The organism is Streptomyces zinciresistens K42, from assembly GCF_000225525.1.
GTDB lineage: Bacteria > Actinomycetota > Actinomycetes > Streptomycetales > Streptomycetaceae > Streptomyces > Streptomyces zinciresistens.
Genome location: NZ_AGBF01000220.1, coordinates 1 through 10,050 on the forward strand (window position 1 = coordinate 1; position 10,050 = coordinate 10,050).

General features: G+C 71.8%; 9 protein-coding genes. 6 read left to right on the forward strand and 3 right to left on the reverse strand.

Going from position 1 to position 10,050, the window contains the following annotated elements; all coding sequences use genetic code 11:
• From SZN_RS42930 to SZN_RS32055, 3 genes are all read left to right on the forward strand, one after another.
• On the forward strand, positions 1–734 hold a 734-nt coding region (locus SZN_RS42930), incomplete at its 5' end, for a ComF family protein (RefSeq protein WP_007503239.1).
• 315 nt (positions 735–1,049) lie between these two features.
• Positions 1,050–1,742 (forward strand): ribosome hibernation-promoting factor, HPF/YfiA family, encoded by a 693-nt coding sequence (gene hpf, locus SZN_RS32050; protein ID WP_007503241.1) that lies wholly within the window; start codon positions 1,050–1,052, stop codon positions 1,740–1,742.
• 199 nt (positions 1,743–1,941) lie between these two features.
• Positions 1,942–2,688, forward strand: coding sequence for a response regulator (locus tag SZN_RS32055; RefSeq protein WP_007503243.1), 747 nt, complete (start codon positions 1,942–1,944; stop codon positions 2,686–2,688).
• A gap of 60 nt (positions 2,689–2,748) precedes the next feature.
• Here the strand turns inward: SZN_RS32055 and SZN_RS32060 are convergent, their stop codons facing one another.
• The gene (locus SZN_RS32060) at positions 2,749–3,921 is read right to left on the reverse strand and encodes a winged helix-turn-helix domain-containing protein (protein ID WP_007503245.1); all 1,173 of its coding nucleotides are present in this window, start codon (positions 3,919–3,921) and stop codon (positions 2,749–2,751) included.
• A 188-nt stretch (positions 3,922–4,109) separates the two neighbouring features.
• On the opposite strand from SZN_RS32060, the gene SZN_RS32065 reads away from it, so the two are divergent.
• Entirely contained in the window at positions 4,110–4,295 is a 186-nt protein-coding gene (locus SZN_RS32065) for a helix-turn-helix domain-containing protein (protein WP_007503246.1), read from the forward strand.
• 77 nt (positions 4,296–4,372) lie between these two features.
• Here the strand turns inward: SZN_RS32065 and SZN_RS32070 are convergent, their stop codons facing one another.
• Positions 4,373–4,954, reverse strand: coding sequence for a GNAT family N-acetyltransferase (locus SZN_RS32070; protein WP_007503247.1), 582 nt, complete (start codon positions 4,952–4,954; stop codon positions 4,373–4,375).
• Between the two features lie 405 nt (positions 4,955–5,359).
• Here SZN_RS32070 and secA point away from each other — a divergent pair, with 405 nt between their 5' ends.
• Positions 5,360–8,209 carry a preprotein translocase subunit SecA gene (gene secA / locus SZN_RS32075; protein WP_007503248.1) on the forward strand — a complete coding sequence of 950 codons (2,850 nt, stop codon included), beginning with the start codon at positions 5,360–5,362 and terminating at the stop codon, positions 8,207–8,209.
• Positions 8,210–8,455: 246 nt separating this feature from the next.
• On the opposite strand, the gene SZN_RS32080 is transcribed toward secA, so the two are convergent.
• Positions 8,456–9,199, reverse strand: a complete 744-nt coding sequence (locus tag SZN_RS32080) for an Rv3235 family protein (RefSeq protein WP_007503249.1) — start codon at positions 9,197–9,199, stop codon at positions 8,456–8,458.
• A 335-nt stretch (positions 9,200–9,534) separates the two neighbouring features.
• Here SZN_RS32080 and SZN_RS32085 point away from each other — a divergent pair, with 335 nt between their 5' ends.
• Complete coding sequence (locus tag SZN_RS32085) at positions 9,535–10,050, forward strand: DUF6912 family protein (protein ID WP_007503250.1); 516 nt, start codon at positions 9,535–9,537, stop codon at positions 10,048–10,050.

Consider the following 10,050-nt stretch of genomic DNA (forward strand, 5'->3'; position numbering starts at 1 on the left):
GGGGCGCCCGGCCGGCGCTGCTCGTGCCCGTGCCGTCGGCGCGCGGGGCGGTGCGCTCCCGCGGACACGACCCCGCGCTGCGGATCGCCCGCGCGGCGGCCGGTGAGCTGCGCCGGGCCGGGGTCCCGGCACGGGTGCTGGCAGTCCTGCGCCAGACGCGCTGGGTCGCCGACCAGTCGGGGCTCACCTCCCGGCAGCGGCTGGACAACCTCGCCGGCGCGCTGACGGTCGCGCCGGACGGTGCCCGGCTGCTGGCCGGCGGCGGGCGGGTCGTGCTCGTCGACGACCTGATGACGACGGGCGCGTCCCTGGCGGAGGCGGCCCGTGCCGTGCGGGCGTCCCTGGCGGCCGGGCGGCAGAGCCCCGGCGGGACGGGCGGACTGCACCGGGGCGAGCTGCCCCGAGGCCGGGGCGAGCGGAACCGCGGCCAGGTGGAGGCGTCCCACCGCCCGGACGGGGCACGGGATCGAGGGGGGTTCGGGTCAACGGAAGGGGGCTGGGTGACGTATGGACGGGTGAGCGTGTCGGCTCCTGGGGACGGCGAGGGGACGAGCGCTGTGTATCGGGCGGGAAGCCGGGAAGGCAGAGGGGAACGGAGGGCCGAGGCGACGGAGGATGCGATGCGGCGGACGGACGGGGCACCCGGAATCAGGGGCACCGGACCGGGCGGCGACGCAATCAGCGCAGCCGTGGTCGCTGCGCCTTCGGATTCCTTCGAAATAAACCGGAACTGACTGAGAACTTGCATCGTTGCAGGTAACGAGAGGGTCAATTCACCTGAACGGAGGTACGCCGCAGTAGAGGGTGACGACATCCGTCCGGGCGAGATATGTTCGGTTGTGAGGGAAAGGCCCAGGCCGTCCCCTTCCTGTCCGAATGCCGTGCCGCGGGATGTGTGCCATCACCGCCGGCCATGGGGTGGAGATCTTGCCCATGGGGGAGGAGGAGGTGGACGTCACCGAGTCCGAGGGTCCGGGATTCGCCGGAGCCTGGTGCAAAAGGGAGATGCTCCGCCGCTGGAGCGGGGCGATCCGGGAACGGAGTTCTGCGTGGACATCGTCGTCAAGGGCCGCAAGACCGAGGTGCCCGAGCGGTTCCGCAAGCACGTGGCCGACAAGCTGAAGCTGGAGAAGATCCAGAGGCTCGATGCCAAGGTGATCAGCCTCGACGTCGAGGTGTCCAAGGAGCCCAACCCCCGACAGGCCGACCGCAGCGACCGGGTGGAGATCACGCTCCGCTCCCGCGGTCCCGTGATCAGGGCGGAAGCAGCGGCCAGCGACGCGTACGCGGCGCTCGACCTCGCGGCCGAGAAGCTGGACGCCCGGCTGCGCAAGCAGCACGACAAGCGGTTCTCGCGCCGGGGCGCACGCCGGCTCACGGCGGCCGAGGTTCCCGACCACGTCCCGGGCGCGGCAACACTCAACGGCAACGGTCACACCTTCGAGGAAGCCGAGTCGGACGGCATCCCGACCAAGAAGATCGGCTCGCTGGAAGTGAAGGGCGAAGGCCCCCTCGTCGTACGCGAGAAGACGCACGTCGCCTCCCCGATGACCCTTGACCAGGCCCTCTACGAGATGGAGCTGGTCGGGCACGACTTCTATCTGTTCGTCGACTCCGAGACCAAGGAACCGAGCGTCGTCTACCGCCGGCACGCCTACGACTACGGCGTCATCCACCTGAGCACCGACCCGATGGTCACCCAGGCGCAGGCCCCCGCGGCAGGTGGCACGCTGGGCGGCTGAGCCCCCGGCCGACAGCGGAGCCGGTGCCCCTGGAGCGCGCGTGCGCCCCCAGGGGCACCGGTGTGCGACCTCTTCGCGACCCGTACGTCACCGTAGTGTCGGCCGGGCATGGAATCATGGCCGCACCGGCCCAACCAGTGGGCCGCTGCCTTGGGTTGGCGATGGCGTTCGACCAGCCACAGCCTCAGGGGGAGGAACGATGACGGACAGTTTCGGACCGATGCGGGACGAGGCCGCCGACAGGGATGTCGCCGGCATGGGCCCGCAGGCGGGCTCGCCGCGCAAGGAGCCGATCAGAGTCCTCGTCGTCGACGACCACGCCCTGTTCCGCCGTGGACTGGAGATCGTGCTCGCGGCCGAGGAGGACATCCAGGTCGTGGGGGAGGCGGGCGACGGCGCCGAAGCCGTCGACAAGGCCGCCGACCTGCTCCCCGACATCGTGCTCATGGACGTCCGGATGCCCAGGCGCGGCGGCATCGAGGCATGCACCTCCATCAAGGAGGTGGCCCCCAGCGCGAAGATCATCATGCTGACGATCAGCGACGAGGAGGCCGACCTCTACGACGCGATCAAGGCCGGTGCGACCGGCTACCTCCTCAAGGAGATCTCCACGGACGAGGTGTCCACCGCGATCCGCGCCGTGGCCGACGGGCAGTCGCAGATCAGCCCGTCCATGGCGTCGAAGCTGCTCACCGAGTTCAAGTCGATGATCCAGCGCACCGACGAGCGCCGGCTGGTGCCCGCGCCCCGGCTGACGGACCGTGAGCTGGAGGTCCTCAAGCTGGTCGCCACGGGGATGAACAACCGTGACATCGCCAAGGAGTTGTTCATCTCCGAGAACACCGTGAAGAACCACGTGCGCAACATCCTGGAGAAGCTCCAGCTGCACTCCAGGATGGAGGCCGTGGTGTACGCGATGCGGGAGAAGATCCTGGAGATCCGGTGACCCCGGCTGCCCGGGGCGGCCCGCCCGCGGGGAGAGCACCATGGCACCTCCCTGGGAGGGTCACCCCATGAGGCGGGCGGCCTCCCGGGCGAGAGGCTCGCGCAGTTCGGGCGCCTGGACCCGCTCCACGCGCACGTCCGCGCAGTCCACCCAGCTCGCCGCCTCGGCCAGAGCCTGCGCCACCGCCGGGACCGCCTTCGGGCCGTCCAGCGTGACCTGCCGGGCGACCAGGGTGCGGCCCTCGCGGGCCGGGTCCACACGGCCGACGAGGCGGCCCCCCGCGAGCACCGGCATCGCGAAATAGCCGTGCACCCGCTTCGGCTTGGGGACGTACGCCTCCAGGCGGTGCGTGAAACCGAAGATCCGCTCCGTGCGCGCCCGTTCCCAGATCAGGGAGTCGAACGGGGACAGGAGCGTCGTACGGTGCCGGCCGCGCGGTGGGGTCGCGAGGGCGGCGGGATCGGCCCAGGCCGGCTTGCCCCAGCCCTCGACCGAGACCGGGACCAGGCCCGAGTCGGCGATCACCGCGTCGACCTGCTCGCCCTTGAGCCGGTGGTAGTCGGCGATGTCCGCGCGCGTGCCGACGCCGAGGGACTGCCCCGCCAGCCGCACCAGACGGCGCAGGCACTCGGTGTCGTCCAGGTCGTCGTGGAGCAGGGCCTGCGGGATCGCGCGCTCGGCGAGGTCGTAGACGCGCTTCCAGCCGCGGCGCTCGACGCAGACCACCTCGCCGTACATCAGGGCGCGCTCGACGGCGACCTTCGCGCCCGACCAGTCCCACCACTCGCTGGTCCGCTTGGCACCGCCCAGCTCCGTCGCGGTCAGGGGGCCCTCGGCGCGCAGCTGCTTGATCACCTGCTCGTAGACGCCGTCGGGCAGGTCGTGGCTCCAGTGGGGCCGGTCGCGGTAGGCGCGGCGGCGGAAGGCGAAGTGGGGCCACTCCTCCACCGGCAGGATGCAGGCGGCGTGCGACCAGTACTCGAAGGCGTGCGTGTCGGTCCAGTACGCCTGCTCGACCGTCCTGCGGCCCACCGCGCCCAGCCGGGCGTACGGGATGAGCTCGTGGGAGCGGGCCAGCACCGAGATCGTGTCGAGCTGCACCGCGCCGAGGTGCCGCAGGACGCCGCGGACACCGCCCCTGCGGTCGGGAGAGCCGAGGAATCCCTGCGCGCGCAGGGCGATACGGCGGGCCTCGTCGGCCGAGAGGGCGGTGCCGGGACGCGGGGTCGTCATGGTCCGCACCCTAGAGGGTGGCACTGACATTGATGCTGATACTCAGGTTCCGGTGGTCGTGGCTCTGGCACTGACTGACGCCCTGCCGGGTTGTCTTCCCGCTGTTCTGTCCGGCCGCCGGGACCTGTTCTCACGGCTCCGGCCGGGCGGAACATGACCTGACAGGAGCTTGGTCAGAAGCCCCTTCAATGTCCTGTCTGCGCCACCCGGCCGGTGCCCACCTCCGGCCCCTGCGGCAGTCCAAGAACCTCACCCTCACCGCAGCGGCACAGCACTTCGGAGTCTGGCCCGCCACCATCTCCACCCTCGAACGCGGGATCCGCCGAGACGATGACCTCGCCCACGCCTACCGCGACTGGCTCCAAGCCGCTTGACAGGCAATAGGAGCATCAGCGCGGCGTGAGCTGCGGGTTCGCCGTTCCCGCACACCGGCGGGGACCCCGTCACGGCACTACGCCGGGCCGCCGCCCGCGGGCAGGTACGGCGCCGACGACGCGAGCCCCAGGTCCGAGGGGAGCAGCGAGCCCACCCAGCAGTCGCGCCGTACGCCGCGGTGGACCAGGGCGGAGCGCAGCGTGCCCTCCAGGGTGAACCCGGCGCGTTCCGCGACGGCCCGGGACGGCCGGTTGCCCACCTCCGCGCGCCACTCCACGCGATCGAGCGACAGACGGACGAAGGCCCAGCGGCACACGGCGAGGACGCCCTCGGTGACGTAGCCGTTGCCGCGGTGCTCCTCGGTGCCCCAGAAGCCGATCTCGGCCTCGCTCACGGACCGCATCGTCAGGCCGAGCATGCCCGCGAGCCGCTCTCCCTCGGGGAGGAAGAGGCCCCACGTGAACATCGAGTCGTCGGCCCAGCCCTCGGGAACCACCTGGCCGGTGAAGCCGCGCGCGTGCTCGTGCCGGTAGGGCGAGGGGACCGTCGTCCAGCGCAGGATCTCGGGGTCCTGGGCGGCCTCGTACACGGCGTCCGAGTCCGCGGGCCCCACCGCGCGCAGCAGGAGGCGGTCGGTGGCGAGCGTGACGGGTTCCATCGCCCGATTCTGCGCACGGCTCCCGGGAAGCGCCATCCCTTATCCGGTGAGCGAGCGGGGGCGCGAGCCTGCGGGGGCGGGCCTGACGGGCCGCTTCCCGCGCGGGGGCGGATGCGGAGGCCCCCGCGAACGGGCCGCGTCCCGGGCGGTCCCGGCCGGGTGCGGCATGGGCGAACGACGCGGTGCGTGACCGTACGAACGCGTTTCGCACATTTCCCCGGCGGATCGCGGCACCATCCGCGACCCCCGGCCGTTGTCCCTTTGACGGAGATTTGAAGCAGCGGACGGTCGGCGTGCCCTGCAGGCTCCCGGCGCGGCGGGGTCCTCGCATACGATGGCCGTTGCTCAGTCCAGTCCCATGGAAACCGACCGTCCCAGGCCCGACCGGCAAGGAGACCAACCCCCGTGTCCGTCCTCTCGAAGATCATGCGTGCAGGCGAAGGCAAGATCCTGCGCAAGCTGCACCGCATCGCGGACCAGGTCAACTCCATCGAAGAGGACTTCGTCGACCTCTCCGACGCCGAGCTGCGGGCCCTCACCGATGAGTACAAGGAGCGCTACGCCGACGGTGAGACCCTCGACGACCTGCTCCCCGAAGCCTTCGCCACCGTGCGCGAGGCCGCCAAGCGCAGCCTCGGTCAGCGTCACTACGACGTCCAGATCATGGGTGGCGCGGCGCTCCACCTCGGCTATGTGGCCGAGATGAAGACGGGTGAGGGCAAGACGCTCGTCGGCACGCTGCCCGCGTATCTGAACGCCCTTTCCGGCAAGGGTGTTCACCTCATCACGGTCAACGACTACCTGGCCGAGCGCGACTCCGAGATGATGGGCCGCGTCCACAAGTTCCTCGGGCTCGAGGTCGGCTGCATCCTGGCGAACATGACGCCGGCCCAGCGCCGCGAGCAGTACGCGTGCGACATCACCTACGGCACGAACAACGAGTTCGGCTTCGACTACCTGCGCGACAACATGGCGTGGTCCCAGGACGAACTCGTCCAGCGCGGCCACAACTTCGCCATCGTGGACGAGGTCGACTCCATCCTCGTGGACGAGGCGCGTACGCCGCTGATCATCTCCGGCCCGGCCGACCAGGCCACCAAGTGGTACGGCGACTTCGCCAAGCTGGTCGTCCGCCTCAAGCGGGGCGAGGCGGGCAACCCCCTCAAGGGCCTGGAGGAGACCGGCGACTACGACGTGGACGAGAAGAAGCGCACGGTCGCCATCCACGAGTCCGGCGTCGCCAAGGTCGAGGACTGGCTGGGCATCGACAACCTCTACGAGTCGGTGAACACCCCGCTGGTGGGCTACCTGAACAACGCCATCAAGGCCAAGGAGCTCTTCAAGAAGGACAAGGACTACGTCGTCATCGACGACGAGGTCATGATCGTCGACGAGCACACCGGCCGTATCCTCGCCGGCCGCCGCTACAACGAGGGCATGCACCAGGCCATCGAGGCCAAGGAAGCCGTGCCGATCAAGGACGAGAACCAGACGCTCGCCACGATCACCCTCCAGAACTTCTTCCGGCTCTACAAGCGCCACGACCACGCGGGCAAGGAGGTCGCGGGCCTGTCCGGCATGACCGGTACGGCGATGACCGAGGCCGCCGAGTTCCACCAGATCTACAAGCTCGGCGTGGTGCCGATCCCGACGAACAGGCCGATGGTCCGCAACGACCAGTCCGACCTGATCTACCGCACCGAGGTCGCGAAGTTCGAGGCGGTCGTCGACGACATCGCCGAGAAGCACGAGAAGGGCCAGCCGATCCTCGTCGGTACGACGTCGGTCGAGAAGTCCGAGTACCTGTCGCAGCAGCTGTCCAAGCGCGGCGTCCAGCACGAGGTGCTCAACGCCAAGCAGCACGACCGTGAGGCGATCATCGTCGCCCAGGCCGGCCGCAAGGGCGCGGTGACCGTGGCCACCAACATGGCCGGCCGCGGTACGGACATCAAGCTCGGCGGCAACCCCGAGGACCTCGCCGAGGCCGAGCTGCGCCAGCGCGGGCTCGACCCCGAGGAGCACATCGAGGAGTGGGCCCAGCACCTGCCCGCGGCCCTGGAGCGCGCCGAGCAGGCGGTCAAGGCCGAGAAGGACGAGGTCGAGGAGCTCGGCGGGCTGTACGTGCTGGGCACCGAGCGGCACGAGTCGCGGCGTATCGACAACCAGCTGCGCGGCCGTTCCGGCCGTCAGGGCGACCCGGGCGAGTCCCGCTTCTACCTGTCGCTGGGCGACGACCTGATGCGCCTGTTCAAGGCCCAGATGGTCGAGCGCGTGATGTCGATGGCGAACGTCCCGGACGACGTGCCGATCGAGAACAAGATGGTCACGCGCGCGATCGCGTCCGCCCAGTCGCAGGTCGAGCAGCAGAACTTCGAGACCCGTAAGAACGTCCTGAAGTACGACGAGGTCCTCAACCGCCAGCGCGAGGTCATCTACGGCGAGCGGCGCCGCGTCCTGGAGGGCGAGGACCTGCACGAGCAGGTGCAGCACTTCATGAACGACACCATCGACGCCTACATCTCCGCGGAGACCGCCGAGGGCTTCGCCGAGGAGTGGGACCTGGACCGGCTGTGGGGCGCGTTCAAGCAGCTCTACCCGGTGAAGGTCACCGTCGAGGAGCTGGAGGAGGCGGCCGGTGACCGTGCCGGGCTCACCGCCGACTTCATCTCGGACTCCGTCAAGGACGACATCCACGAGCAGTACGAGTCCCGTGAGAACCAGCTCGGCTCCGAGATCATGCGTGAGCTGGAGCGCCGGGTGGTGCTGTCGGTGCTGGACCGCAAGTGGCGCGAGCACCTCTACGAGATGGACTACCTCCAGGAGGGCATCGGTCTGCGCGCGATGGCGCAGAAGGACCCGCTGGTCGAGTACCAGCGCGAGGGCTTCGACATGTTCACCGCCATGATGGAGGGCATCAAGGAGGAGTCCGTCGGCTACCTGTTCAACCTGGAGGTCCAGGTCGAGCAGCAGGTCGAGGAGGTCCCGGTCGAGGACGCGAAGCCCACCGCCGACCTGGAGAAGAAGGACGCCGTGCCGGCGCAGGCGGGCGCGCGTCCCGAGATCCGCGCCAAGGGCCTGGAGGCGCCGCGCCGTCCGGACCGGCTGCACTTCACCGCGCCCAAGGTCGACGGCGAGGGCGACATCATCGAGGGCGACTTCACCAACGGCGACGAGCCGGTGCGCTCCGAGGCCGACGGCCTCACCCGCGCCGAGCGCCGCAAGCAGTCGCGGGGCGGCCGTCGCCGCAAGAAGTAGCGCCGGACGGACGCCGGGGCACCGTCGAGGGACGGTGTGTGCGGCGTCGTACGGCCGCTGAGAGGGCCGGGACTCCTTCGGGAGCCCCGGCCCTCCGCCGTGCGCGCGGGGGAGCGGTACGCGGGCCGTGCGCGCCGGGGAGCGGCGTGCGCCGGCCTGCGGAGTCCCCCCGGCAGGCCGGCTTGGCAGTGGTGCGCGGTCTGGCAGTGGCGTGCGGCCGGGCGGGGCGCGCCGGGGCGGCTCGGGTCAGTCGCCGTCCCGGCGGGGTTCCCGCGGGCCGCCCAGTTCGACGGCCGTGCAGCGCCAGCGCAGGTCGCCGCCCTGTTCCAGCCGGAACGCCATCGCGCGCAGCTGGTCCCCTGCCCCGATCCGGGCGAAGACCTCGACGGCTCCGGGACGGGGTTCGAACCAGCCGAGGTCGCGGACGACGGGGCGGGTGCCGCGGGTGCGCAGGGTGCCGCGTTCGGCGAGCACGGCCAGGTCGTCGTAGGCGCGGCCGACGGTGTGGCGCAGCATCGAGTGCACGGGCCGCTGGCCGCTCAGCACCAGCAGCAGACGGTCCGCGAACACGTCGGTGGGACGGGGGCGGGGGAGCGGCGCCGCCTCGCTGGGGCGGGGGAGCGCCGGCGTCCGGGCGGCGTCCCGGTGGGCGGCCGTCAGCGCCTCCGCCGCCGATCCGGGCGCCGGAGCGCGGGTCGATCCCGGCGCCGGAGTGCGGGTCGATCCGGGCGCCGGAGTGCGGGTCGATCCGGGCGCCGGGGTGCGCGGGGGCCGGGCGGGGAGTGTCGCCGGGCGGTTGTCCGCGGGCCGGGTGGACGCGCCGGGCGCCGAGGAGGCCCCCGGTCCCGGCGGGCGGTCACCGGGGGAGGTGGTGCGTGACCCACCGGACGCCGGGGTGCGGGGCGGGGCGCCCGCCGGGCGGCGGGTGTCACGGCGGCCCGCCGGGCGGGTGCCGGGGCGGCCCTGCGTCCTGGTCATCACCTTGTTCATGGGGTTCCCGTTCGGCGGGCCCGGAGAATACCGGGCGGTAACTTCCTGGTCGGTGATCTTGTACGGGGTGAGGCGGGGCCCCGGCAACCCGACCGGGACGCGCGCCGGGCGGCGGGAATCTTCACTTATCCGGGTGACGGACGGGAGCACGGGACCGTGCCCGCAAGGGCGCACCGGGTGACGTTCCGGCATGGGGCTGACGCCCGGCGAGGGGGTCGCGGGGACTCGAAAGGGGACCCCCGCACGTATCCTGAAGGCCCTTCGGCGGGCGCGGGAGGCCGCCCCCGCCGGGGCGTCCGCCGCACCACGGCCCCAGTACGAGAAAGCGGTCAGTCATGCGCGTCTACGTCCCCCTGACCCTCCCCGGCCTCGCCGAGGCGTACGAGACGGGCGAGCTGGGGACGCAGCCGCTCGTCGCCTACGCCGTCACGCCCGCGCTGCGCGAGTGGTACGGCTCCGACGACCTGGAGGAGCTGGAGTACGCGGCGCTCAACCGGGCCGCGCTGGCCTCGCTGCGGCTGCTCGCGGCGCGGGCCGGGGCCGCACCGCGCCGGGTCGTGGTCGCCGTGGACGTGTCCGAGGGAGCGGCGGCCGCCGACCCCGCCCCGGGGGCCGACGCGGCCGTCCCCGGTGAGGTGCGGGTCACCGCCGGGGTGGCGCTGGCCAAGGCGGCGTCCGTGCACGTCGACGCGGACGACGCCGGGACCGACGTCGCCGCCGCGGTACGGGCGCTGGCGGCGGCGGACGGCGGGGACGACGCCGCCCAGGCCGTCGTGGACGGCGCCGAGGACCACGAACTGCTCTGGTTCGCCACTCAGGAGATCCCGAACCTGGTGGGCGCGGACGCCTGA

Coding starts and splice junctions, on each gene's coding strand:
- SZN_RS32080 (WP_007503249.1), bottom strand. CDS start 9,199: ATGAACAAGGTGATGACCAGGACGCAGGGCCGCCCCGGCACCCGCCCG.
- SZN_RS32060 (WP_007503245.1), bottom strand. CDS start 3,921: ATGACGACCCCGCGTCCCGGCACCGCCCTCTCGGCCGACGAGGCCCGC.
- SZN_RS32070 (WP_007503247.1), bottom strand. CDS start 4,954: ATGGAACCCGTCACGCTCGCCACCGACCGCCTCCTGCTGCGCGCGGTG.
- SZN_RS32085 (WP_007503250.1), top strand. CDS start 9,535: ATGCGCGTCTACGTCCCCCTGACCCTCCCCGGCCTCGCCGAGGCGTAC.
- SZN_RS32055 (WP_007503243.1), top strand. CDS start 1,942: ATGACGGACAGTTTCGGACCGATGCGGGACGAGGCCGCCGACAGGGAT.
- SZN_RS32065 (WP_007503246.1), top strand. CDS start 4,110: ATGTCCTGTCTGCGCCACCCGGCCGGTGCCCACCTCCGGCCCCTGCGG.